25 protein-coding genes and 1 pseudogene are annotated in these 23,688 nt (G+C 73.4%); 12 read left to right on the top strand and 14 right to left on the bottom strand.

All coding sequences use genetic code 11. The features are described 5' to 3' along the window. From ACZ6TV_RS25360 to ACZ6TV_RS25345, 4 genes are read right to left on the bottom strand one after another with little or no spacing between them, the layout of a single operon-like run. Positions 1-729, bottom strand: a complete 729-nt coding sequence (locus ACZ6TV_RS25360; RefSeq protein ID WP_465299733.1) for a polyphosphate polymerase domain-containing protein — start codon at positions 727-729, stop codon at positions 1-3. Then, a complete protein-coding gene (locus ACZ6TV_RS25355) occupies positions 726-1,316 on the bottom strand; it encodes a DUF4956 domain-containing protein (RefSeq protein WP_465299732.1) in 591 nt (196 codons plus the stop codon). The genes ACZ6TV_RS25360 and ACZ6TV_RS25355 overlap by 4 nt, the downstream gene beginning before the upstream one ends. A 10-nt stretch (positions 1,317-1,326) precedes the next feature. Further along, a complete protein-coding gene (locus ACZ6TV_RS25350) occupies positions 1,327-2,394 on the bottom strand; it encodes a glycosyltransferase (protein WP_465299731.1) in 1,068 nt (355 codons plus the stop codon). Between the two features lie 7 nt (positions 2,395-2,401). After that, on the bottom strand, positions 2,402-3,343 hold the full coding sequence (locus ACZ6TV_RS25345; RefSeq protein WP_465299730.1) for a phosphodiester glycosidase family protein: 942 nt from the start codon (positions 3,341-3,343) through the stop codon (positions 2,402-2,404). Positions 3,344-3,699: 356 nt separating this feature from the next. On the opposite strand from ACZ6TV_RS25345, the gene ACZ6TV_RS25340 reads away from it, so the two are divergent. After that, complete coding sequence (locus ACZ6TV_RS25340; protein WP_465299729.1) at positions 3,700-5,100, top strand: DUF1996 domain-containing protein; 1,401 nt, start codon at positions 3,700-3,702, stop codon at positions 5,098-5,100. 74 nt (positions 5,101-5,174) lie between these two features. Here ACZ6TV_RS25340 and ACZ6TV_RS25335 read toward each other — a convergent pair whose 3' ends face one another. The 3 genes from ACZ6TV_RS25335 to ACZ6TV_RS25325 all read right to left on the bottom strand — a co-directional run bounded on the left by ACZ6TV_RS25335 (position 5,175) and on the right by ACZ6TV_RS25325 (position 9,037). Then, positions 5,175-6,761, bottom strand: coding sequence for a beta-1,3-glucanase family protein (locus ACZ6TV_RS25335; protein ID WP_465299728.1), 1,587 nt, complete (start codon positions 6,759-6,761; stop codon positions 5,175-5,177). A gap of 183 nt (positions 6,762-6,944) precedes the next feature. Then, positions 6,945-8,045, bottom strand: coding sequence for a GGDEF domain-containing protein (locus ACZ6TV_RS25330; RefSeq protein ID WP_465299727.1), 1,101 nt, complete (start codon positions 8,043-8,045; stop codon positions 6,945-6,947). A 173-nt stretch (positions 8,046-8,218) separates the two neighbouring features. Then, positions 8,219-9,037 (bottom strand): PIG-L family deacetylase, encoded by an 819-nt coding sequence (locus tag ACZ6TV_RS25325; protein WP_465299726.1) that lies wholly within the window; start codon positions 9,035-9,037, stop codon positions 8,219-8,221. A gap of 59 nt (positions 9,038-9,096) precedes the next feature. On the opposite strand from ACZ6TV_RS25325, the gene ACZ6TV_RS25320 reads away from it, so the two are divergent. Together ACZ6TV_RS25320 and ACZ6TV_RS25315 are read left to right on the top strand one after the other, a co-directional pair. Beyond that, positions 9,097-10,230 carry a glycosyltransferase family 4 protein gene (locus ACZ6TV_RS25320; protein ID WP_465299725.1) on the top strand — a complete coding sequence of 378 codons (1,134 nt, stop codon included), beginning with the start codon at positions 9,097-9,099 and terminating at the stop codon, positions 10,228-10,230. Next, a pseudogene (locus ACZ6TV_RS25315) lies at positions 10,184-11,023 on the top strand (phosphatase PAP2 family protein); the annotation flags it as partial. The gene ACZ6TV_RS25320 and the pseudogene ACZ6TV_RS25315, both read left to right, overlap by 47 nt. A 192-nt stretch (positions 11,024-11,215) precedes the next feature. On the opposite strand, the gene ACZ6TV_RS25310 reads toward ACZ6TV_RS25315, so the two are convergent. Continuing rightward, complete coding sequence (locus tag ACZ6TV_RS25310) at positions 11,216-12,271, bottom strand: lysylphosphatidylglycerol synthase transmembrane domain-containing protein (protein WP_465299724.1); 1,056 nt, start codon at positions 12,269-12,271, stop codon at positions 11,216-11,218. 109 nt (positions 12,272-12,380) lie between these two features. Beyond that, positions 12,381-13,202 (bottom strand): TIGR02452 family protein, encoded by an 822-nt coding sequence (locus tag ACZ6TV_RS25305; RefSeq protein WP_465299723.1) that lies wholly within the window; start codon positions 13,200-13,202, stop codon positions 12,381-12,383. Between the two features lie 70 nt (positions 13,203-13,272). Between ACZ6TV_RS25305 and ACZ6TV_RS25300 the strand changes: the two genes are divergently transcribed. From ACZ6TV_RS25300 to ACZ6TV_RS25285, 4 genes are all read left to right on the top strand, one after another. Continuing rightward, positions 13,273-13,524 (top strand): DUF6343 family protein, encoded by a 252-nt coding sequence (locus tag ACZ6TV_RS25300; protein ID WP_465299722.1) that lies wholly within the window; start codon positions 13,273-13,275, stop codon positions 13,522-13,524. A 37-nt stretch (positions 13,525-13,561) separates the two neighbouring features. Then, positions 13,562-13,687 carry a hypothetical protein gene (locus tag ACZ6TV_RS25295; protein ID WP_465299721.1) on the top strand — a complete coding sequence of 42 codons (126 nt, stop codon included), beginning with the start codon at positions 13,562-13,564 and terminating at the stop codon, positions 13,685-13,687. 90 nt (positions 13,688-13,777) lie between these two features. After that, entirely contained in the window at positions 13,778-14,374 is a 597-nt protein-coding gene (locus ACZ6TV_RS25290) for a hypothetical protein (protein WP_465299720.1), read from the top strand. A gap of 294 nt (positions 14,375-14,668) precedes the next feature. Beyond that, a complete protein-coding gene (locus ACZ6TV_RS25285; protein WP_465299719.1) occupies positions 14,669-15,490 on the top strand; it encodes a class F sortase in 822 nt (273 codons plus the stop codon). Positions 15,491-15,496: 6 nt separating this feature from the next. Here ACZ6TV_RS25285 and ACZ6TV_RS25280 read toward each other — a convergent pair whose 3' ends face one another. Beyond that, the gene (locus ACZ6TV_RS25280) at positions 15,497-16,633 is read right to left on the bottom strand and encodes an EcsC family protein (protein WP_465299718.1); all 1,137 of its coding nucleotides are present in this window, start codon (positions 16,631-16,633) and stop codon (positions 15,497-15,499) included. Positions 16,634-16,721: 88 nt separating this feature from the next. On the opposite strand from ACZ6TV_RS25280, the gene ACZ6TV_RS25275 reads away from it, so the two are divergent. Continuing rightward, a complete protein-coding gene (locus ACZ6TV_RS25275) occupies positions 16,722-17,306 on the top strand; it encodes a dihydrofolate reductase family protein (RefSeq protein WP_465299717.1) in 585 nt (194 codons plus the stop codon). On the opposite strand, the gene ACZ6TV_RS25270 is transcribed toward ACZ6TV_RS25275, so the two are convergent. Continuing rightward, the gene (locus ACZ6TV_RS25270) at positions 17,290-17,757 is read right to left on the bottom strand and encodes a MarR family winged helix-turn-helix transcriptional regulator (protein ID WP_465299716.1); all 468 of its coding nucleotides are present in this window, start codon (positions 17,755-17,757) and stop codon (positions 17,290-17,292) included. The two genes, ACZ6TV_RS25275 and ACZ6TV_RS25270, sit on opposite strands and share 17 nt — an antisense overlap. Before the next feature lie 77 nt (positions 17,758-17,834). Here ACZ6TV_RS25270 and ACZ6TV_RS25265 point away from each other — a divergent pair, with 77 nt between their 5' ends. Next, positions 17,835-19,112: an FAD-dependent oxidoreductase gene (locus ACZ6TV_RS25265; RefSeq protein WP_465299715.1), complete on the top strand. Its 1,278-nt coding sequence runs from the start codon at positions 17,835-17,837 to the stop codon at positions 19,110-19,112. A 22-nt stretch (positions 19,113-19,134) separates the two neighbouring features. Further along, positions 19,135-20,202, top strand: coding sequence for a serine hydrolase domain-containing protein (locus tag ACZ6TV_RS25260; protein WP_465299714.1), 1,068 nt, complete (start codon positions 19,135-19,137; stop codon positions 20,200-20,202). Here the strand turns inward: ACZ6TV_RS25260 and ACZ6TV_RS25255 are convergent. Genes ACZ6TV_RS25255 through ACZ6TV_RS25245 form a run of 3 tightly spaced genes read right to left on the bottom strand, consistent with a single transcriptional unit; the run spans position 20,199 to position 21,967 of the window. Next, positions 20,199-20,993 carry an SAM-dependent methyltransferase gene (locus ACZ6TV_RS25255; protein ID WP_465299847.1) on the bottom strand — a complete coding sequence of 265 codons (795 nt, stop codon included), beginning with the start codon at positions 20,991-20,993 and terminating at the stop codon, positions 20,199-20,201. The two genes, ACZ6TV_RS25260 and ACZ6TV_RS25255, sit on opposite strands and share 4 nt — an antisense overlap. A gap of 32 nt (positions 20,994-21,025) precedes the next feature. Further along, a complete protein-coding gene (locus tag ACZ6TV_RS25250) occupies positions 21,026-21,364 on the bottom strand; it encodes a DUF1330 domain-containing protein (protein WP_465299713.1) in 339 nt (112 codons plus the stop codon). A 48-nt stretch (positions 21,365-21,412) separates the two neighbouring features. Next, positions 21,413-21,967 carry a TetR/AcrR family transcriptional regulator gene (locus tag ACZ6TV_RS25245; protein ID WP_465299712.1) on the bottom strand — a complete coding sequence of 185 codons (555 nt, stop codon included), beginning with the start codon at positions 21,965-21,967 and terminating at the stop codon, positions 21,413-21,415. 87 nt (positions 21,968-22,054) lie between these two features. On the opposite strand from ACZ6TV_RS25245, the gene ACZ6TV_RS25240 reads away from it, so the two are divergent. Together ACZ6TV_RS25240 and ACZ6TV_RS25235 are read left to right on the top strand one after the other, a co-directional pair. Next, positions 22,055-22,753: an SDR family oxidoreductase gene (locus ACZ6TV_RS25240; protein WP_465299711.1), complete on the top strand. Its 699-nt coding sequence runs from the start codon at positions 22,055-22,057 to the stop codon at positions 22,751-22,753. A gap of 5 nt (positions 22,754-22,758) precedes the next feature. Next, positions 22,759-23,688 (top strand): glutathione S-transferase family protein, encoded by a 930-nt coding sequence (locus ACZ6TV_RS25235; RefSeq protein WP_465299710.1) that lies wholly within the window; start codon positions 22,759-22,761, stop codon positions 23,686-23,688.

The following is a 23,688-nucleotide window of genomic DNA, read 5'->3' as shown; positions in this document are numbered from 1 at the left end:
TCAGGACTCCATGTCGATCGGGAGGTGCCGGCGCAGGGTTCGCAGCCAGCGGTTCGCGGGCAGGTCCGGCCGCAGCGCGGCGAGGCCGGTGGCGTACTTGGACATCGGGCACGGCCGGTGACCCAGCGACCACAGCAGCCGGTCCGCCTCGCACGCGCCGGCGGCGGCCTTCGTCTCGACGATCACCCGGCCGGGCAGCCGCAGGCCGTCGCCGCCGTCGCACAGCTGCCAGGTGAGGCCGGTGTCGATCGTGACCCGGCCGCCGGTGGCCGGCAGGTAGAGCGTCGTGCGGTCATACCGGGTGACCAGCACCGGCCGCAGCAGCCCTGGGTCGCAGGGCATCGGGACGTCGGTCAGGGGGCCGCCGGTGTACGGCGCCCGCTCCTTCACCGTGGTGCCGCGCGCCCCGCGGGTCTTCAACTCCAGGAACCGCTCACCGGTGTCCAGGTAGGTCCGGACCCGCACCTTGAAGCGGCGGCGCCGGCGGTGTGCGGCGGCGAGGTAGCAGGCGAGGGCCGGGGTGTCGAAGTAGTCGGAGCGGTAGCCGAAGCTGCGCCGTCCGTCGATCTCCAGGACCCGGGCGGCGCGGGCGAGGCGGCGCAGCACCTCGGGGAGCCGGTCGGCGGGCAGCAGATACTTGCGGTCGACCCGGGTCTGCAGTGCCGCCCGCCGGGTCAGCTCGTCCAGCCCGATGGGCCGCAGCGCGGCGGCGCCGGTTGTCGTCGTCATGCCGTCACCCGCTCGATGGCCGGCCCGAGCTGAGCGTTGCTGCCGCTGCCGGTGATGTACCGGACCTCGACGAGCGTGGTGTCGTTGACCAGGTCGACGTGCCGGACGATCAGGTTGACGACCCGGCCGCCCAGCCGGTCCTCCAGGTGCGCGCGCAGCGTCGCCTCGTCGGTGTGCGCCCGGTCCAGCTGCATCGTCTGTTGCCGGTGCCGGCCGAACAGCCGCGGATGGTCGGCGACGAACAGCCCGCCGACGACGAGCGCCATCAGCCCCACCGTGAGCGGCCCGACGGCCGGGCTGAGCCCGCTGAGCAGGCCGAGGGCGAGCGCGGCGAAGTAGTAGGCGATCTCGTGCTGGGCGATCTCGTTGGAGCGCAGCCGGATGATCGACAGTACGCCGAAGAGGCCGAGGCCGAGGCCCGCGCCGACCGACGAGGAGCCGAGCACGATCGAGGTGGCCAGGACGCCGAGGTTCACCCCGATGAACGCGACGACCAGGTCGCGGCGGTGATGGCGGGGGAAGTACACCGCGAAGGTCAGCACGGCGATGGCGACGAGGTCGACACCGATGATCATCAAATCGTCCACGGGAGTTCCTTCATCTCGAGTTCGCTACCCGTTCATCAAGCCGGGCGGGGCTGTGCGCCACCTGGGAGGCACCTGTGGCCGGGCTGCCGAACACGACCCGGTGCTGCACGAGGTAGCTGACGGCGAACAGCAGTGCCTCGGTCGCGAGCTTCGCCGGTAGCAGCGGCAGCCCGGCGCCGGTGAGCGCGTGCAGCACCGCGGCGTTGCCGAGCGCCAGCCCGGCGACGAGGGTCCAGTAGCGGCGCGCCGAGGCGGCCGGCGACGAGCTGCCGCCGGCGAACACGACCCGCCGGTTGACCAGGAAGTTCGTCGTGGAGCTGACCGCGCGGGCGCCGAGCACCGAGGGCAGCAGGGCGCCGGTCGCCGCGTACAGGGTGAAGAGCAGCACCGCGTCGACGGCCGCGGCGAGCAGCGACGAGCCGGCGAAGCGCAGCAGCGGCGCGTAGACCCGGGCGGAGTCCGCGAGGGGCCGGAAGTGCGAGGACGCGTTGTGCTCCAGGTAGACCGTCGCGATCGGCACCTGCTCGACCGGGTGGCCGTGGCGGGCGGCGAGCAGCAGGGCGCGCATCTCGTACTCGAAGCGCTCCCCCGGCACGTCCAGCAGCCAGCCGAGCAGCGCGCCGGGGTAACCGCGCAGGCCGGTCTGGGTGTCGGCGACGCGGCGGCCGGTGACCGCGGCGAACAGCACCCGGGTGAGCGTGTTGCCGGCGCTGCTGCGCAACGGCACCGCCCCGGCTCCCGTGAAGCGGCGCACGCCGAGGGTGGTGCGGCCGGTGCGCCGCACGTGCGCGGCGACGAGCAGCACGTCCTGGACCCGGTGCTGGCCGTCGGCGTCGGCGCAGACCACGTCGTCGCCGCCCGCGTGCCGGAAGCCGGTCTTCAGCGCGGCGCCCTTGCCCCGGTTGACCGGATGGGTCAGCACGGTGGCGCCCAGGTCCCGCACGGCCTGGAACACGCCGGCGTGGGCGGGGCCGCTGCCGTCGTCGACGACCACGACCCGCTGCCCCGCGTCGAGCAGGTCGGCCACGAGGCGGACCAGTCGCGGGCCCGGCTCGTACGCCGGGATGAGCACGATCATCGGCGGACTACCGCTCGATGTAGAGGATGTCGGACGTGCCCCGCTCGGTGCCCTTGCCGAGGGGGTTGTTGACCAGTTCGCCGTCGAAGACCATCGTCGACGAGCCGCCGCCGTCCAGGTTGTACGCGGTGCCCGCGCCCAGGTCCCGCAGGATCCCGGCGAGCCCGGTCATCGTCACCCCGGCGCTGTAGCCGGTGCTGCGCCCGTCGACGACGACGAAGACGAGGTGGTTGGCGTCGACGACGCCGACGGCGGTGCGCGGCTGGTCGCCCTGGATGGAGTGGTTGCCGAAGTTGGTGTCGACCTCGGCGTCCTCGATGCCGGCGACGACCTGCCCGTCCTCCAGCAGCGCGGGCCCGAACGACAGCGTGTTCCACACGCCGGCGTCGACCAGCTTCTGGGCGGTGGTGGCGGTCTCGTTGTACACCTCGACGGTGCCGTCGCGGTAGAAGGCGAGGCCCTGGCGGGCGCCCTTGTCGCGGTAGACGACGCCGTTGCGGATCACGATGCCGGTGTCGCGGAACCCGTAGTAGTCGCCGTTGATCGCGAACACGGCGTCGTTGTCGGCGGCGATCGCCGAGGTGTTCTCGACGATGTTGGTGCCGAACCGGTTGTCCGCGAACGCCGAGCGCAGCCGGGTCGCGTCGGTGAGGACGACGTCGGCGACGTAGTAGGTGACGGTCCCGCCGCCGGTGCCGGTGACGTGCTTGGCGACGGTGACGGTCGCGTCGGCGGAGGTGTAGGTGGTGCCGGTGACCGTGCTCTGCGCGCCGGCGCGGTCCGCCGCGGTGCCGGCCGCGGCCTCGTACGCGTCGACGTCGGCGATCTGCACGTGGTCGACGACGAACCGGTCGAGCGCCCATGCCGTGCCACCGCCGGCGGCGAGCACCAGGGCGGCGACCCCGGCGGCGACGGTCCTGCCCACTGTGCTGCCCAGGAACTTCTTCATGTCCCCTGGATACGGAGCGAACGTGTGGCGTCCTTGTGCGTTGCCTGTGACCCACCTGGGCCTTTCTCCCGTGATCCCGCGACGTTCCCGCGAACCGGCGCGGAGAGCGCTCCCTCGAATCGGCCCGTCGCGGGCGTGTCATGACCGTCGATGGGCCGGACACCGTGCGGCCTGCGGGAAAACGGATTCTTGGAGAGCGCTCTCCCATTTGTCCGGATCCATTGACACGAATCGAGTCCGAGGTTCAGTGTGAGACGACAGAGAGCGCTCTCTGGCAAGATCACCGTCCCGCTGCCACGGGCCGGTGCCGGTCGGACCCCGCCCCCGGCCGTACCCGCAGAACCGGAGGACCCGTCATGTCCAACTACGCCCTCGCGGGCAGAACGCGGCTGCGCACCCTGGTGCTCGGCGCCGCGCTCACCGCGTTGGTCGGCACGTTCCTCACCGCCCAGGCCCTGCAGTCCGCCGACGCCGCCGAGACCCCGATCTCCCAGGGCAAGCCGGCGACGGCGTCGTCGACCGAGAACGGCGGCACCCCCGCCGCCAACGCGGTCGACGGCAACACCGGCACCCGGTGGTCGAGCGCGTTCAGCGACCCCCAGTGGCTCCAGGTCGACCTGGGCGCCACCGCCACCATCAACAAGGTGGTCATCATCTGGGAGACCGCCTACGCGAAGAACTTCACCATCCAGACGTCGGCCAACGGCACCTCGTGGACGACGATCAACACCACCGTCAACGGCACCGGCGGCACGCAGACCTTCAACGTGTCCGCCTCCGGCCGGTACGTGAAGCTCAACACCACCGCCCGCGCGACGCAGTACGGCGCGTCGCTGTGGGAGTTCCAGGTGTTCGGCACGGGCGGCAGCCAGCCGACCCCGACCGCCACCGGCTCGTCCGGCGCGGGCTGGGTGAAGATGGACCAGGCGAAGTGGGCCGCGCAGCTCGCGCAGTTCAACGCGCTGCCCATGCACCCGGCGCCGGCCAACGCCGTGCGCGTCTCGGAGTTCAACGCGGCGTGCACCTACAGCCACTCGTTCAAGGACGACCCGATCGTCTTCCCCGGGCTGCCCGGCGCGTCGCACATGCACAGCTTCCTGGGCAACCGCAGTACCAACGCCAACACCACCACCGAGTCGCTGCTCGCCAACACGTCGTCGAGCTGCGGGCCGGCGCTGGACCACTCCGCGTACTGGATCCCGACGCTCTACCAGAACGGCGTGGCGATCGAGCCCCGCGGCGTGACCGTGTACTACGGCTCCCGCCTGCAGGACCCGACCGCGACCGTGCCGTTCCCGCAGGGCTTCCGGATGATCGCCGGTGACGCCAAGCGGCAGGTGGCGACCCCGTCCGGCGCACCCGGCCAGTTCTGGTGCGCGGGCCCCGGCGGCGAGATCGGCCGCAGCTCCGACGGCAACTGGCCGATCTGCGCGCAGACCGCCAACCTGACGTACCAGCTCGTCTTCCAGGACTGCTGGGACGGGATCAACCTGGACAGCCCCGACCACAAGTCGCACGTGTCGACCAACCTGGTCAACGGCAAGTGCGGCGGGGCGTTCCCGGTCGCGATCCCGAACGTCTCGTTCGTCATCGACTACAACACGCACGGCAGCGCGGCGGGCTACACCCTCGCGTCCGGCATGGCGTCGTCGATGCACGGCGACAACTTCTTCGCCTGGGACAACGTGGCCCTCGGCCAGCGGGTGAAGGACTGCATCGTCCAGAAGGCCAAGTGCAACACGGCCGGGACGTTCTGACGTTCCACCGGTAGAAACGGACGTGGTCCTGGCTGGCGGGCCAGGACCACGTCATTCGGCGGCATACGGTCGGATCAGCCGCGGCGCCACTTCTGGTTGGAGCTGCCGGTGCAGGTCCACTGGATGAGCTTGGCCCCGTCGTTGGCGTTGAACGACTGGATGTCCAGGCACTTGCCCGACTGCAGGTTCACGATGTCGCCGGCGCCGTTGAGCGTGAAGCGTTGCGCGCCGGAGCCGTTGCAGGTCCAGATCTGGATCTTCGCGTCGTTGGCGAGGGAGCCGGCCGCGACGTCCATGCACTTGCCGCCGGCCTGGATCGCGTCGCCGTTGAACGTCCAGTTCTGCGCGCCGGTGCCGTTGCAGTTCCACATCTGCAGCTGGTTGCCGTCGGTGAAGTTGGACGACGGGACGTCGACGCACTTGTTGTTCATGTTGCTGATGATGCGGTTACCGGTCGGCGGGTTGCTGCCGCCGCTGAACGGGGTGAGCACGATCCCGGCGGCGCGGGGGTCACCGTCGTGCACGAGCGACTCGAAGGCGCCCACGTCGTCGAAGGGGAAGGCGTACGCCTTGCCGTCCACCATGTTCGCGTGAATGATCTTGGCGTACTGGTTGGTCGGGTTGTTCTTGTAGAAGTCCGCCGCGTTGGTGCTCGGCTGGGTGTCGATCGTGCCGAGCGTGCCGCGGTTGAGGGCGGCGCACAGGGTACGGGAGATGGGCCCGACGACCAGGTCGTTGGGCGCGGCGAGCCGGCCGGCGCAGCCCCACACGTCGGCGCTGGTGGGCCGCTGGAACGACGCGACCTGCTGCCCGGCGCTGTTGGTGAAGTTCATCGTCGTGCCCGACACCCGGCCGAAGTACTTCGTGTTCGGCTGGTCGCCGAACGGCACCACGGTCAGCGTCTTGCTCGCGTACGCGCCCCACGCCGAGTTGATGTAGGAGTCGAGGTATGTGCTGCTCAGCCCGCCCGCCTCGGCGGCCTTGCCCGGGGCGAGGACGCGCAGGACGGTGCCGTCGCCGCGGGTGTAGATCGAGCCGCCCCAGCCGGGCTGGTTGCGGATGCCGTTGATCACCGCGTCGCGGCCGTTGGCGACGAGGTCGCCGGTCCGCTTCGTGGTGCCCGTGGCGCCGGTGACGGTCACGGCGTGCGGGACGGCGAACATGTCGACCTGCGAGCTGTTGAGCCACAGGCCGGCGTCGTTGTAGGTGAACTCGCTCCAGTCGAACAGGATGTCGCGGTTGGAGTCCCCGCCCGCCCACGGCGCGGGCTGGACCAGGCCGTCCGGGGTGAGGTAGAAGTTGATCCGCTGGCCGAGGGAGAAGTAGACCCGGCCGGACAGCCCGCGCGGGATCTGGATGGTCTTCGTGCCGCCGTTGCCGGGGCCGGCGATCGACACGTCGGGCGCCGGGGTGGGCGGCAGCCCGCCGGCGGGCCAGTTGTTGAACGTGCCGGCGCCGTTGACGTAGCCGAGCCGGCCGGTCGCCAGGTTGACGCCGAGCACGTAGAGGTAGACGGCGTCGCCGCGACCGGTGGAGTTGGTGACGGTCATGGGCAGCAGGCTCGGCCCGATCGCCTGCGCGGCGGTGCCGCCGACGAGCACGGCCGGCACGGCCAGTAGGAGGGTTGCGGCCGCGCGCAGCAGCCTGGTCATGGTGCGCAAAGGTGGCTCCTCAGTTCCGCTGGACAGCCCGGCGTGCTCCCCGGTGGCGGCCGGGCAGGACTGTCGCGACGTTGTGTGGCCCGCCGGTGCGCTCCCGGATCTGTGAAGAACCTTTAGTGAGAGCGCTCTCACAGCATCGGACCGAGATCGGGGCATGTCAATAGGACGGAACTGGACGGGTGGCTACCTGTTCCGGGCTCCGGCCCGCCGGCGCGGGGCGGTCTCGACGACGCTGACCCTGTCCCGGCCGTGGACCTTCGCGTCGTACAGGGCCCGGTCGGCCGCGGCGAGCAGCGCGTCCGGCTCCGTCACGGCCGAGCGGGTGGACACCAGGCCGACGCTCAGCGTCGGCAGCCCGTCGGGCAGGTCCGCGACGCCGGCCACCGCGGCCCGCGCCGCCACCGCGATCCGCTGCGCGTCCGCCACGTCGCCCCGCACGAGCACGGCGAACTCGTCCCCGCCGAGCCGCGCCGCCCGCGACTGCCCCGGCCCGGCCTCCCGCAGCGCCGCCGCCACCTGGACCAGCACGGCGTCGCCGGTCGCGTGGCCCCACGTGTCGTTGATCGTCTTGAAGTGGTCGACGTCGACGATGAGCAGGCAGTACTCCGCCCCGGTCAGCCGGGCGGCGTCGAGCGCGGCGGTGAGGTCCCGGTCGAACGCCCGCCGGTTGGGCAGCCCGGTCAGCGGGTCGGTCAGCGCCTGCTGCTCCAGCATCGCCACCAGGGCGTCGGCCCGGCCGCGCAGCTTCGTCACCACGACGGTGAGCACGCAGTACGCCGTGACCAGGGCCGCGATGTCGGGCAGCCCGACCCTGACCGGCTGCAGCGTGAACGTCACCGCCGCGTCGGTCAGGCTCGCCGCCACCAGCAGCGCGTAGGCGACGTCCTGGCGCAGGAACGTCGCGGCGTACAGCAGCGGCCACAGATAGTAGAGGTGCGCGCTGACGCTCACGTCCTCGGTGGCGAGGTTCAGGCCGCCGATGATCAGCACGCCGAGTGCCGGGACGACCGCCCAGAACGGCTCCGGCACCCGGTCGGGCGCCAGCCGGCAGCACGCCCCGGCGCCGATCATGGCGATCGCCGTCACCACGGTCGCGACGATGCCCGCGAAGCTCCCGGCGAACCCGGGGACGAGCAGCGCGCACACGCCGACGACCGCGCCGCCGACCATCAGGAAGTACGCGACGGCGCGCGTCGCGGCGACCCTGTCCCGGGCGAGGATCATCGACCGGCGCAGTGACGCCCGCTCCCCCACCCCGGCCGAATCGGCATCCGGGCAGCGCATCTGAGCACAACCGCGGTGATCGGCGGGTGTGCCTCCCCCCTACGCCACGCGGCGACCACCTACAATTCCCCAGCGGTTCGCTGAAGGTCGGTTGCCGGCGCGGCGGTCCAGGTGCAAGGGGCCAACGGCCATGACCGACGATCGGGGGCGCATTGCCTGCTCGGGGGAAGGGCTCAGCGGCTGTCCCGCAGACCGGCGAAGACGTCGTCGATCAGGGGACGGGCCGGTGCGCGGCCGTGCTGGACGAACCATTCGCGCCCCATCAGCAACCGGAAGAGCGGACGCGGCAGCTTCAGCAGGACCGCCAGGGTGCGCCGGCCGGTGTCGGCCCCGGCCTGGCTGGTGTGCGCGGCCATGGCGGCCCGCTTGGGCCCGGTGAAGCGGCGCACGTCGACACGGTGCGTGATGCGCCCCGGCTCCGCGAACGCCCCGGCGAAGCGCGCCGGGTGGAAGTCCGCCGGGATGCCGGGCAGCCAGTGCACGGCGCGCAGCGCCCGCTGCAGCAGCCGCCGGTCGACGGTGGCCTCCAGCACGACCGGCGTGCCGGCCAGCTCCGCCGCCAGGGTCCCGACCCGGTGCACCTGCACGTGGTCGGGGTGGCCGTAGCCGCCGGCCGGGTCGTAGACGGTGAGCACGGCGGCGCGCTCCTGCTCCAGCAGCGCGGCGAGCCGGCCGGCCGCCTCGCGCACGTCGGCGTCGGCGAACGAGCCGTCGGCCCCGGAGCGGGCGTCCGCCATGCCGGAGTCCTCGTAGCCGAGGCACTCGACCCGAGCACAGCCGAGGGCCGCCGCGGAGGCGTGCAGCTCGGTCAGGCGCCGCCCGGCCAGGGGTCCCTCCGCCAGCACCGCCGAGGACGCGAGCCCGGCCCCACCGGCGGTCGCGACGACCAGGACGACGCGGTGCCCCTCCGCGGCCGCCCTGGCCAGGGTCCCCGCGGTCAGCAACGCCTCGTCGTCCGGATGCGCATGAAACGACACCATCGTGTACGGCACCGGCCAATGCTCCCATCCCACCCCGGGCACCGGCCGTCACCATCTCGGAGCCGCAGTTCATGAGAATCGCGCACGTCACCGACTTCTACCTCCCGCGCCTCGGCGGCATCGAGATGCACGTGCACGACCTGGCCGTCCGGCAGCAGGCGGCCGGGCACGACGTCGAGATCGTCACCACCACCCCCGACGGCCCCGGCGGCACCACCCTGCCCTCCCCGCACGGTGAGCCGCGGGTGCACCGGCTGTCGGAGCGGCTCTGGCTGCCCGCCGAGGTGCGCCCCACCGTCCTGCGGGCGGGCCGGTCGCTGCTGCTGTCCGGCCGGTACGACGTGCTGCACGTGCACGCCGGGCCGGCCTCGCCGCTCGCGTACGCCGCCGCGTCGCTCGCCGGTCAGGTCCCGACCGTGGTGACGATCCACTCGCTGCTGTCGCACCTGGAGCACGCGTTCCGCGCGCTGGACAGCGCCTCCGGCTGGTCCTCCTGGCCGGCCGTGTGGACGGCGGTCAGCGACGTGGCGGCCGCGCCCCTGCGCCGGCTCGTCTGGCCCGCCGAGGTGCACGTGCTGCCCAACGGCATCGACGCCGACCGGTGGCGGGTCGACCCGCACCCCACCGACCCGCGCGGCGTGCTCGTCGTCGCCGTCATGCGCCTCGCCGCCCGTAAGCGGCCGCTGCAGCTGCTGCGGATGCTGCGCCGGGCCCGGCTGTCGCTGCCGGAGACGACCGGCCTGCGGGCGGTCATCGCCGGCGACGGCCCGCGCCGCCCGGCCATGGAGCGCTACCTGCGCAGACACGGGATGACCGGATGGGTGAGCCTGCCCGGTAGGCTGTCCCGGTCACAGATCAGGTCGCTGTTCGCGCAGGGTGACCTGTTCGTCGCGCCGGCCATCCTGGAGTCCTTCGGGATCGCGGCGCTGGAGGCGCGGTGCGCCGGGCTTCCCGTGGTCGCGCGGGCCGAGGGCGGGATCGGTCAGCTCATCACCGATGGCAGGGAGGGTGTCTTGGTCGACAGCGACGCCGCGATGGCCGACGCGATCGCCGCACTCGCCACCGATCCGGCCCGGCGCGGCCGGATCGCCGCACACAACCTGGCCACGGCGCCGCCGGTCGCGTGGCCGGACGTCCTGGCCAGGACCACCGCGCTGTATGAGCTCGCCGCGGCGCACCGGGCACCGATCGGCGCGCGCGCGTGACCCTGCGCTCCAGCTCACTCACGCCGCCGCCTCCGCTGCGCTCCAGCGTCGGCCTGAGCCACGACCTGCGCCCATGGTGAGCGGCCCTCCGCTGCGCTCCAGCCCGCTCACGGACCGTCCCGCCACGATCTCCGTCACCCGGCGCCGCCGGCCCAACGTGCTCGGCGAGCTGCTGATCGTGGTGCTGCTCGTCAAGGTGTACGACATGATCCGCTCCCTGGCCGCGGTGCGGGAGGCGCCCGCGCACCGGCACGGCGCCGAGGTGCTGTCGATCGAGCGGCTGCTGCACCTGGACTGGGAGCTGGCCGCCAACCGGTGGCTGACCGACCATCCGCCGCTGGCCCTGGCCGCGGTGTACTGGTACCAGTTCGCCCACATCGGCGTGTCCCTGGCGGTGCTGGTCTGGTGCTACATCGCCGGCCCGGACCTCTACCGGCCGATGCGCAACGCCCTGGTCATCACCAACCTGACCGGGATGACCGTGTTCTACCTGCTGCCGGTGATGCCGCCGAGGCTCATGCCGGACGGCGGCTACGTGGACACGATCGCCGCCGCCGGGTTCAGCCTCGACCACGGCGGCCAGGTGCCCGCCGACCAGTACGCGGCGATGCCGTCGCTGCACCTCGCCTGGGCGGTGTGGACCGCGTGCGTCGCCGCGGCGCTGCTGGCCGGGCGGCGCGGGCGGGCGCTGTGCTACGTGTACCCCACGATCACCGGGGTCGTCGTGGTCGTCACCGCCAACCACTGGGTCCTCGACGTCGTCGCCGGGGTCGTCGTCGGCCTGGCCGCGGTCGCGCTCGCCCCGGCCCTGCCCCCGCTGCCGGCCCGCTTCACCACCCCGCCGTGGCGCCGCCGCCGGCTGTCCGCGCACCCGGTCGACGACCTGGCGCCGCGGGACCGCGCGGACGACCGCATCGTGCCGGCTCGGCACGGGCATGACGGCGTGGCGCCGCCGCGGGAGCGCGTCGTGCCGGGGCGGCACGGGTCAGATGATGCGCCGGCGCAGGAGCACCGCCAGGACGAACGCGCTGGGCAGCAGCGGCACCCACACGGTGATCAGCCGATACCCCACCACCGCACCGAGCGCGACGGCCGAGGACACGCCGATCGCGGTGAGGCCGGCCAGCATGGCGACGTCGAGCGCGCCGATGCCACCGGGTGACGGCACGAACGCCGACAGCGTCGACACGACGAGGTAGAGCACGACAGCGGTCCCGACCGTCACCGCCACGCCCAGGCTGCGCAGGACCGCGTAGAGGATGACGGCGTGCAGCAGCGGCGTGGAGAACGACCCGAGCCACAGCGCCGCCGCCCGGTACGGGTCGCGCAGCACCCCCCACAGCCGGCGCAGCTCCTCACCGACCCGCCGGCCCGCCGCGACGACCCGGGCCGCCATCGTGCGGCGCCACGCGGGACGCACCGCGGCGACCAGGCCCGCGGCCAGCAGCAGGGCACCGACCGCGAGCAGGGCCCAGCCGGCCGGTCCCGCGGCCCGCGCCGCCGACTCCCGCCACGACCCCGGCACCTGGATGCCGCGGGCCAGCGACGGGCTGACGGCGACGGCCACGACGAGCAGCAGCGTGTGCGTGACCGCGCCGGCGAGGGTGTTCAGCCCGACGGATCCGACCGCGGCGCCCGGCCCGAGGCCGTGCTTGCGCAGGAACCGGATGTTGATCCCCATCCCGCCCGAACCGGCGGGCAGCACGTGGTTGGCGAACGACGCCGCCACCTGGACCGCCAGGAGCTTGCCGACCGGCGGGCGCAGCGACATCGAGCCGATCTGCGTGATCGTCCCGGCGATCCAGATCGACGCGGTGCCGAGCGCGGCGACCACCAGCCAGGCGCTGTCGGCCCGGGCGAGCCCGGCGACGCCCTCACGCACCGTCGACCAGTGGGTCACGCCGAGGACGACGACCGTGACCGCGACGGCGGTCGCGAGCAGCATCCGCGGCAGCGAGGAGCCCAGGACGGCGGTGCCGTCAACGGCCGTGCCGTCCACCGCGGGACCGGCATCCTCGCAGGTGGCCTCGTTCACGCTCATTCCGCTCCTACCGCTCGGGCGACCGACGGAACATACCTGACGGGTCCGGGAACGGATATCGCCATCAACCCGCTTGAATACTGCAACACGCTCAATCCGGGCGTTGATTCTACAGACGGCCGGGAGCACTCCCGAACGCCTCGACGAACGCCGCGCGGACCGGGGTGCCCTTCGCCCGGTCGTACACCGCGAAGACCACCTGGTCGAACGCGCCGACGTCGGCGAGCGCCAGGGCGAACGCGCCGGCCACGTCGGCCGGCACGTTGCGGAACACCCCGCAACCCCACCCGCCGAGGACCAGGGTGCGGTGCCCGTGGGCGGCGGCGACCGCCAGGACCCGGCGGGCCCGCCGGTGCAGCACCGCGGGGACGTCGCCGGCGTCGCCGGGCCGGCTGCGCAGGATCGCGCCGAGGTTCGGGGCGGCGGCCGTCAGGAACGTGGCGTGGTGCGCCGCGTCGAGCAGCCTGCCCTTGTCGTCGCGGAACACCGGCACACCCGGCGAGTAGACGATCCGGTCGCTGTAGCGCAGATCGTGCTGCTCGCGGTGGAACGCGTAGAAGTCCGGCGCCGCCCGCAGGCACGGGTAGAGGGCGGACGCCCGGGCGAGGCTCTCCTCCTGCGCCTCGGCGCCGCCGAGGAAGCCGCCGCCGGGGTTCTTCGCGGACGCGAACACCAGGCACGCGACGTCGCCCAGCGCGGCCAGGCGCCGGGCCGCCGCGAGGGTCGACTCGGCGGTCACCTCGACCCGGGCCTCCACCGGCGGCCCCGCGGGCGGGGGCACGGGGTCGTCCGGCAGGTACAGCCTGGTCCCGGCGACGGCGGCGGTCACCGCGGGACCGATGCGGACGAGGTCGCCGGCCTGGTTGCGGTACTCGCCGGCGGCGGCGATCGCGACGGTCTGCCGGGCGATCTCCCGCAGCCGCCCGCTCACGCCCCGCTCCAGTTTCGATCTCGGTTCGGCACGCGGTTACGGTACCGGCCGGGCGGGGTAGGTGACCGGTATGCCTCTGGACGCGCAGCCGCCCCGGCGGCGAGGGACCGTCGGGCACCCGTACAGCCCCCTCAACCTGCGCCTGGTCCTGGCCACGTTCGGCCTGGTGTCGTCGGTCGTGTTCGCCGTGCTGCTGTTCCGCGCCGGCCTGCCGCTGCCCGCGTGGGCGTTCGTGTTCCTCGCCGCCGTCGCGGTCGTCGACCTCGTCGTCATCCAGCGCCGCCGCCACGCCCGGGGCGGGCACCACTCGCTGTTCGAGTAGACGGTTGACGCATCGACCACGTGGGCATGTACGGAGCATGCCGTGGATCGTGTGGGTGCTGGCCGGGGCCGTGTCGCTGCGGGCCGGGATCGGGCTGCTGGTGCTGTGGGACCGCCGCCCGGGTGCCCCGCCGCGCCCTGCGCGCCGCCGGGTGACCGTCTGACGCCTCGCCCACGTTCGGTGCTATTGACCGGTGGTTATGCGACGCCGGTGATTGGGTACCCTCATCCCGTCTTCGACAGGGGAGGCCCCGATGTCCGAACCCGCGAGAAGAGCTCACGCCAGGCGCACCCTCGCCGAGCGGCGGGCGATCGCCACGGTGGTCGCCGTCGCGTTGCTGGTCCTGCTGGTGCTGCTGCTGTCGTACTGCGTGGCGACCCGCGACGACCGTGACGGCGCCGCACCGGGCCCCGCCGGCACCTCGGGGACCGCCGCGCCCGCCTCCCGCTCCGCCTCGGCCGGCCCGGCCGCCTCGGGCAACGCGGCCAGGACCTCGACCCCCACCGGCGCCTCGACCGGCTCGGGCGCCGCCGGCGGCGGCTCGACCGCCGGTGGTGCGACCGCGGGCGGCTCGACCGGGCCGGGCGGCGGCGCTTCGGCCGGTGCCGCGGGCGGCGCCACGACCTCCACGGGGCCGGGCAGCTCCGCCGGTGCGGCGGGCGGCGCGACCACCGCGACCGCCACGGCGACCGCGCGGCCGGCCACGACCCCGAGCGGCGCGCCGGGCACGGGCGGCGGTGGTGGTCTCGGCATGCGGTATCCGCTCCTCGCCGGCGCCGGCATCGTCCTGCTGCTCGCCGCCGCGGCCCTCGCCGTGTTCCGGCTGCGCCCGTCGTCCGGTCCGCGGTAGATGCGGCCCGGACCACCCACCGCGTCCGGACCATCCACCGCGTCCGGACCATCCACCGCGTCCGGACCATCCACCGCGTCCGGACCATCCACCGCGTCCGGACCATCCACCGCGTCCGGACCACCCGCCGCGTCCGGACCACCCGCTGTGTCCGGAGCCCCCACCGCGTCCGGAGCACCTACCGCGTCCGGGGTAGCCGCCACTTCTGGACCATCCGCCACGCCTGGACCATCCGCCGCGTCCGGGGCACCGGCCGCGGCCGGGGTAGCCGGGGTGGCCGGTGCCGTCTCGCGGGTGCGGCAGCGGATCTCGGCGATGGAGCCGCGGCGGCGACGGCGGGTCGTCGACGTGCTGACCGCCGTTTGCGCGGTCGCCGGGCTCACGCTCGTGGTCATCGGTGCCGCGCCGGCGCGCGAGCCGCAGCGCCGGCCCGGGCAGCAGGCCGCCGCCGACGAGGTGCCGCTCGGACCGCCCGCGCCGACCGGCCGTGCCGCCGGCTCTCCGGCCGCCACCGGACCGGGCGCCGGCTCTTCCACCAGTCCTGCCACCGGGTCTGCCCCCAGCCCTTCCACGGGCTCTGCCACCGGACCGGGCGGCGCCGTGACCGGCGGCACGAGCGGTTCCGCCGGGGTCGCCGCGGCCGGTGGTGCGATGGGGGCTTCGGTGCCCGTACACCTGGACATCCCGGTGATCGGGGTCAGCACCTCGCTGATGGAGCTCGGCCTCAACCCGGACGGGACGATCGCGGTGCCGCCGCTGCGGGGCGACGCGCCCGCCGGCTGGTACAGGAACCTCGCCACGCCCGGGGAGATCGGGCCGGCGGTGATCCTCGGGCACGTCGACACGGCCAGGGACGGGCCCGCGGTGTTCTACCAGCTGCGGGACCTGCGCCCCGGCGACGAGATCGCCGTCCGCCGGGCCGACGGCACGACCGCGGTGTTCGGCGTCGACCGGGTCGAGGAGTACCCGAAGGAGCGGTTCCCCTCCGCCGAGGTCTACGGCGCGGCGGACCGACCGGTGCTGCGGCTCATCACCTGCGGCGGCACGTTCGACCGGATGCGGCGCTCGTACCGCGGCAACGTCATCGTCTTCGCGACCCTGCGCCGGAGCGCCTGAGCCGCGTCAGTGCTTCGGCCCCGGCGGCAGCTGCAGCGGCGGGCGTTGCATCGGCAGCGCCGGGCGGCCGTACAGCTCGACGGCCTTCTTGCCGAGCGACTTCGTCGCGCCCGCGTTGGCGAAGCTGCCGAGGATGATCGCCGCACCCGGGACGATCTTCGCGAACAGCCGCTTCGCGGCCTTGACCCCGGCCATCTGGGCGAGCTTCAGGCCCAGGGTCAGCAGCATCTGGTTGATCGGCCGGCGCTTGTCCGGCAGCAGCGTGCCGATCCCCTGCCGGCCGCGGGCGACCTGCAGCGCGGCCCGGGCCGTCTGCGTGTACTTGTGGACGCCCTGCAGCACCAGCAGCTCCGTGGCCCGCTCGGGGTCGGCCGGGTCGTGCCCGAACGCGGCGGCCACGAGCAGCACCATCTTCGCCTGGGTCCAGGCGAGCACACCGACGTCGAGGACCGCCCCGGCGAGCCCGACGGCGCCGGACACCGCGCCGGAGAGCCTGGCGTGGTTGGTGTACCGGTAGACGACCATGCTCGCGATCGCCTCCGGCGGCGCGCCCGGGTTCTGGGCGCGCAGCTTCTGCAGCTCGAGGAGCATCTTCGGCCCGATCCTGGTGACGGCCTCGAGCGCGAGGTGCTCGGGCGCGTACTCGGGGTCGGCGCGCATCTTCTGCCACAGCCCGGGCGGCGGCCCGTCGTCGACGCCGTCGGGCGACGGCTGGGACGGCTGCGGCGCCGGCCCCGGGTCGCCGGGAATCCACGACTGCCCGGCGTCGCCCTGCGGCTGCACGGCCGTGATCCATTCCGGCTGCTGCTGTTGCCCGGCGGCGGGCTGCGGCTGCCCGGCGGTGACCCACGACGGCTGACCCGCATCGCCGGCGGCCTGCGGCTGCCCGGCGGTGACCCATGACGGCTGACCCGCGCCGGCCGCCTGCGGCCGGCCCGAGGGCGTCCACGGCGGGCCGGGATCGACCATCGGCGCCCGGGGCGGGCCGTCGTCAGCAGCGGAAGCAGCGGAAGCGCCCGGAGCCGTGGAAGCACCCGGAGCAGCGCCGGCGGTGGAGGCCCACACCGGTGGCGGGACCTGGCCGGAGGACCGCGGCGGGCCGGAGTCGGTGGCGTCGGGGCTCTGCGGCGGCACGTCGGTCACACGAAGACTGTAGGAGATCCGCACAACCCCGGGACAGACCCGCTACCGAGCCGCTCCCGTGTCGGTACATCTGGGTATGAGCCACGACATGACCAAGGTGATCGCAGACATGACGATGTCCCTCGACGGGTTCGTCGCCGACCCGCACGACGGTGTGGAGCACCTCTTCGGCTGGTACGGCAACGGTCCCGTCAACATCCCCAGCCACAACCCGGGCGTCACGTTCAACGTCTCGGCGGCGAGCGAGCCGCACCTGCGTGCCGCGTTCGAGCACCTGGGCTGCCTCGTCGTCGGCCGCCGCCTGTACGACATCACGGACGGCTGGGGCGGCACCCATCCGATGGGCGTCCCGGTCGTCGTGCTGAGTCATTCGGTCCCTGACGAGCCACGCTGCCGGTTCGTCACCGGCGGGGCGGCCGAGGCGGTCGAGGTGGCGAAGGAGATCGCCGGGCCCGGCAAGTGGGTGGGTGTCGCCGGCGCCTCCCTCGCGGCGCAGTGCCTGGACCTGGGCCTGCTCGACGAGATCCGGGTCGCCCTCGCGCCGGTCCTGCTCGGCGAGGGCATCGCGTGGTTCGGCGGACTGACCCGGCACCCCGTCCACCTCGAGGACCCGCGGATCGTCGCGGGCACCGGTGTCACGCACCTGTACTACCGGGTCAAGCGGGACGGTTGAGCCGCTTCGCGTGCCGGTACTGCTGGCCGGTGGCGAACGTCAGGAACTCGATCATGTGCTCGAGGGTGGCGTTGTCGTACGCCGCGAGGTGGGCGTCGCCCTCGGCCACGATCGGGCCGTAGATCTCCGCGACGACCCGCCGGGCGTGCGCGGTGGGGTGGACGGTGACCCGGCGCCGGTCGGCGCAGTCGCGTTCGCGGGTGACGTACCCGGCGCGTTCGAGCCGGTCGATGGCGGTGGTCACGCCGCCGGTGGTGAGCCCCGCGGCGGTCGCGAGCTCGCTCGGGCTCAGCGGCTCCGGGGCGAACAGCAGCTCCAGGCACCGCATGTCGGTGCGGTTGAGCCCGAGGTGGTCGGCGACGCGCTGGTCGAGCACGTCGATGGCGCGCTGGTATGCCTGCATGACCTGGCCGAGCTCGGCGAGCAGGTCCGCGCGTGCGGTCGTTCCCACACTTGCCGATCGTAGAGGACTCCTCGTACGCTAAGACACTAGAAAATCTAGTGACTAGACATTCTAGAGGAGCTCGGATGCGAGTGATCGTCATCGGCGGCGGCACCGGCGGCATGTGCCTCGCGCACGGCCTGCGCCGGGCGGGGGTCGACGTGCGGGTCTTCGAGCGGCACCGGACCAGGACCGGCGGGCTGCACGGCTACCGGGTCGGCATCGACCCCGACGGCAGCCGGGCGCTGAAGGCGTGCCTGCCACCGGACGTCTACGACCTGTTCGTCCGGACCTGCGCGCGCCGGCCGGAGACCTTCGCGTTCCTCGACGAGCGCGGGCGGCGCACGCTGACCGTGCCGCTGCGCACACCCACCGACGACGTCAACGACGAGAAGTCGGTGAGCCGGATGACGCTGCGGCAGGTCCTGTACACCGGCATGGAGGACGTCGTGCGCTTCGGCAGCGAGTTCACCCACTACGAGCAGCACGGCGACTCGGTGACGGCGCACTTCGCCGACGGCGGCACCGCCACCGGGGACCTCCTCGTCGGCGCCGACGGCACCGGCTCACGGGTGCGCGCCCAGCGGCTGCCGCACGCCCGCGTCGAGGACTCGGGCATCGTCGCGATCGGCGGGAAGGTGCCGCTCACCGACGACACCAGGGCGCTGCTGCCCGAGGGGGTGTTCCCGGGCATCGGCCTCGTCCTGGCCCCGCACGGCATGGCCTGCGTCCTGCACGTCATGGAGTTCCCGTGGGGTCCCGGCGGCACGTCGCCGCTGCCCGGCGACCCGACCGCCGACCACGTCAACTGGGGCGTCTCCGCGCACCGCGACCGCTTCCCGGCGGGCGTGACCGGCCTGCGCGGCCCGCGGCTGGTCGAGCAGACCCTGGCCATGACCCAGCGGTGGAGCCCGGCGCTGCGGCGGCTCTTCGCGCTCACCGACCCGGACACCTGCTTCCCGATCAGCATCCGCACCTCGGTGCCCGTGCCGCCGTGGCCGACCGACAACGTCATGCTGCTCGGCGACGCCATCCACACCATGACCCCCGGCCAGGGCGTCGGCGCCAACACCGCGCTGCGCGACGCGCACAACCTGGTGCGCGCCCTGACCACCGGTGACGGTTCGCTGCGGGGGTACGAGCAGCGCATGCGCGACTACGGCTTCGCCGCCGTGGCCGCCTCGAAGGCGCGCACGGGCGGCGACCAGCTCGTGCACCGCCCGGTGCTCGGCCGGCTCGCGCTCGCCGGTCAGCGCGCCTTCCTGCGCACCACCGACCGGGTCCCGGCCCTGAAGCGGCGGTTCGAGGCTTCGCTATACACCACCCGCGGCGGCGACCGCGAGGAATTCCCGGCGACGCGATGACGCCGCGGGTAGGGTGCGGCCCGTGGCAGACATCGTGCACGGCAGCGTCGCACCGGGGTTCGAGACCGTCCGTTCGGCGTTCGAGGAGCTGTTCGGCTCGGGTGCGGAGACGGGCGCGTCGGTCGCCGCCTCCGTGGACGGCGTGCCGGTCGTCGACCTGTGGGGCGGCTGGTCCGACGCGGCCAGGACGCGGCCCTGGGAGGCGGACACCCTGGCGACGGTGTTCTCCACGGGCAAGCCGGTGGCGGCGATGGCGGTGCTGCGCCGGGTGGCCGACGGTCGCATCGAGCTCGACGCCCCGATCGCCACGTACTGGAAGGCGTTCCCCCACCCGGCGGCCACGGTCCGGCACGCGCTGTCCCATCAGGCCGGCTCGCCCGCGGCCGGGACCTCCGACGTCGCCGAGATCCTGGACGGCGACCGGTTCGCGGCGGTCATCGCGGGCACGCCGCTGGAGTGGGAGCCCGGGACGGCGTTCGGGGAGCACGCGCTGACCTACGGGACCATCCTCGGCGAGATCCTGCGCGGCGCCACCGGCGAGACGGTCGGCGAGGTCGTGCGCACCCTCGGCGTCGACGTCCACTTCGGACTGTCCGACGTGGACATCGCGCGGTGCGCCGAGGTCGAGCACGCCACGCCCGACTGGCCCGAGCGGCAGCTGAGCGGCCACGGCGACCTGTGGTCCCGCGCCCTCGGCCCGGCCGGGCTCCTCGCCACCGAGGTCGTCAACGGGCCGCGGTGGCGGCGCGGGGAGCTGCCCGCCGTCAACTGCCACGCGACGGCGCGCGGGCTCGTCGCGTTCTACGACGGGCTGCCCGGCATGCTGCCCGCGCCGCTGCTCGCCGAGGCGCTCGCCCCGCAGGCGGTCGGCTTCGACCGGCTGCTGGAGGAGGACGCGACCTGGACCCTCGGCTGGCGCCGCGACGAGGCCTGGCTGGGCATGGGCGGCATCGGCGGGTCGTCCGGCGGCCGCGACGAGTCGCTCGGCTACAGCCTCGCCTACGTCACCCGCCGCCTCGGCGACCACGGCCGCGGCGACATCATGTACGACACCCTCGAAGCCGCGATCAAGGCCCTGCGCTCGGGCTAGAGCTGCGCGACGGCGCCGTAGACGGAGACGTCGGCGGGGGTGAGGTCCGGGTCGCGGTCGGCGTCGGGGCGCCATTCGTTGACGGCGACGACGCCCGGGTCGACGAGGGTCAGCCCGTCGAACAGCGAGCCGAACTCGGCCAGGGTGCGTGGCCAGATGTCGGTCTGCCCGGCGGCGAGCATCCGGTCGTACACCTCGGCGATCTGCGGCGGCAGGAAGTCCTTCGTCGCGTTGCTGGCCACGAGATAGCTGCCCGGGGGCAGGGCGCCGAGGAGCTCCCGCACGATCGGCGCGCCGGCGCCCTCGCCGTGGATGAAGTGCAGCACCGCGACGAGCATGAGGCCGATCGGCCGGGTGAAGTCGAGGGTGGCGCGCAGGTCGGGGTGGGCGAGGATGCGGGCCGGGTCGCGCAGGTCCGCCTCCAGATAGGCGGTCGCGCCCTCGGGCGCGCTGGTCAGCAGCGCCCTGGCGTGGACCATGACCATCGGGTCGTTGTCGACGTAGACGACCCGGGCCGACGGGGCGATGGCCTGCGCGACCTCGTGGGTGTTGCCCGCGGTGGGCAGGCCGGTGCCGATGTCCAGGAACTGGCGGATGCCCGCCTCGCCGGCCAGGAAGCGCACGGCGCGGCCGAGGAAGCGCCGGTTCTCCCGGGCGGCGATCGGCGCGCTCGGCCAGGCCGCGGCGATGGCGTCGGCGGAGGCCCTGTCCGCGGCGAAGTTGTCCTTGCCGCCGAGCCAGTAGTTGTACCGCCGGGCCGGGTGGGCCACGCTGGTGTCGATCCGATCCATGGGCACGCGGCAAACTGTATCCGGCCGTGCGCTCAGGTGACAGCGCGGATCGCGGCGGCCATCCTCGCCGGGTCGTGGCCGGGCCGGACGCCGTCGAAGAGGATCGCGGTGCCGGCGATGTGGTCGGTGCGCAGGTGCAGGATCTCCTGGTAGGCGGGCGAGTCGTACCAGGCCCGGGCCGCGGTCAGGGCCGGAAACGCGATGATCACGAGCGAGCCGGGCCAGTCACCCTCGCGGACCTCGACGTCGGGGCCGTGGGCGAGGAACGTGCCGCCGAACGGGTCGAGGGTCGCCTGGATCCGCTCCAGGTAGACCAGGACGTCCTCGTTGATGGTGGGCGTGTGCAGGTGGGCGAGCGCGTAAGCCGTCATGCCGTGATCGTCACCCGTGCCGGGTAGGCGTGTCGATTACCTGCGACGTCATGCGAACGCGTCCAGCAGCATCGCGGCGGTGCGGCTGCCGACGCCGCCGATCCCGCCGCCGCGCATCACGGCCCGGACCGAGGCGCCGTCGAACAGCATGAGCAGCTGGGTGCCGAGCTGCTGCGGGTCGCGGGCGCCGAGCAGGGCGGCCTGCCGCTGGAAGTACACCTCCAGCCGCGTCTTGAACTCCAGCGCGACCCGGCTGGCCCGGTGCGTGGCGTCGTGCAGCTCGATCGTCGTGTTGGCGAACGGGCAACCGTGGAAGCCGGGCGCGGCGGCCTGCTCCTCGAGGACGTCGAAGACGTGCAGGATCCGCTCGCGCGGGGTGAGGCCGGCGTCCTCGGGCGCGAAATAGCGTGCGACGGTGTCCGGCCCGTGCACCCGCAGCGCCTCGGCGACCAGGTCGTCCTTCGTCGCGAACAGCTGATACATCGAGCGCTTCGACACGCCCGCGGTCTGGCACAGGCGCTCGACGCCGACCGCGCCGACGCCCTCCGCGTAGAACAGGTCGGCGGCGGCGCGCAAGAGGCGGTCCCGTGTCGGAGAGGTCACATCCCAAGGGTAAACCGATCGGTTTATGGTTGCCACAGCGGTCGGAAACCGATCGGTTTCCACCCACGTCGACAGCGGAGGCACATCATGAAGATCGAGGACGCGGTGGTCATGGTCACCGGCGGCAACCGGGGCATCGGCAAGGCGCTCGTCGCCGAGGCCGTGGCCCGCGGCGCCCGCAAGGTGTACGCCGCCGCCCGCGACCCGCGCACCGTCACCACACCCGGCGCCGAGGCGGTCACCCTGGACGTCACCGATCCCGGGTCGGTCCGGCTGGCCGCCGCCCGCACCGGCGACGTCACCGTCCTGATCAACAACGCCGGCATCTACGTCGGCGCCAGCTTCCTGACCGGCGACCTGGCCGACGTGCGCCGCGAGTTCGAGACGAACTTCTACGGCCCGCTGCAGGTCACCCGGGCGTTCGTGCCGCAGCTGCTCGCCAACGGCGGCGGCCGCATCGTCAACGTGCACTCGGCGCTGTCGTGGGTCGCGCTCGGCGGGTCGTACAGCGCCACCAAGGCGGCCCTGTGGTCGGCCAGCGACGCACTGCGCCTGGAGCTCGCGCCGCAGGGCATCGGCGTCACCGGCCTGCACGTCGGCTACGTCGACACCGACATGGCCGCCACCGTCGACGCCCCGAAGGTCAGCCCCGCGTCGGTCGCCGCGCAGGTGTTCGACGCGATCGAGCAGGACCGCGACGAGGTCCTCGCCGACGACACGTCCCGCGGTGCGAAGCAGTCACTGACCCGCGACCCGGCGGAGCGGTACGCGGCGGTGGCAGGATAGGACGTATGGGTGCCTACCGGTCGACCGGCGAGTTCAAGCGGGACCAGAACTACATCACCTCCCGCATCACCGCCGACGGCCGGGACGGCTACCCGGTCGAGCCCGGCCGCTACCGCCTGGTGGTGAGCCGGGCCTGTCCGTGGGCGAGCCGCGCCATCATCGTGCGGGAGCTGCTCGGGCTGCAGGACGTGCTGTCGATGGGCGTCTGCGGCCCGACCCACGACCAGCGCAGCTGGACCTTCGACCTCGACCCCGGCGGCGTCGACCCCGTGCTCGGCATCGAACGCATCCAGGACGCCTATTTCGCCCGCATCCCCGGCTACGAGCGCGGCATCACCGTGCCGTGCATCGTCGACGTCACCACCGGCCAGGTCGTCACCAACGACTACGCCCAGATCACCCTCGACCTCTCCACCGAGTGGGCGGCCTTCCACAAGCCGGGTTCTCCGCGGCTGTACCCCGCCGAGCTCCGCGACGAGATCGACGAGGTCAACGAGGTCGTCTTCAAGGACGTCAACAACGGCGTCTACCGGGCCGGGTTCGCCGGCTCCCAGGAGGCGTACGAGGCGGCCTACGAGCGGCTGTTCGCCCGGCTGGACTGGCTGTCGGAGCGGCTGTCGACCCGGCGGTACCTCGTCGGCGGCCAGATCACCGAGGCCGACATCCGCCTGTTCACCACCCTCGTGCGCTTCGACGCCGTCTACCACGGCCACTTCAAGTGCAACCGGCAGAAGCTCACCGAGCTGCCCGTGCTGTGGGACTACGCCCGCGACCTGTTCCAGACCCCGGGCTTCGGCGACACGGTCGACTTCGACCACATCAAGCGGCACTACTACGAGGTCCACCGCGACATCAACCCGTCCGGCGTGGTCCCGCTCGGCCCATCGTTGTCGGGATGGGCGCTGCCTCACAACCGGGCCGCACTGGGCGCGTGA

The sequence above is a fragment of the Dactylosporangium sp. NPDC051087 genome, assembly GCF_055586325.1.
Note: the sequence above shows the minus strand (reverse complement) of the source record. Positions and strands in the feature narration are given on the sequence as shown.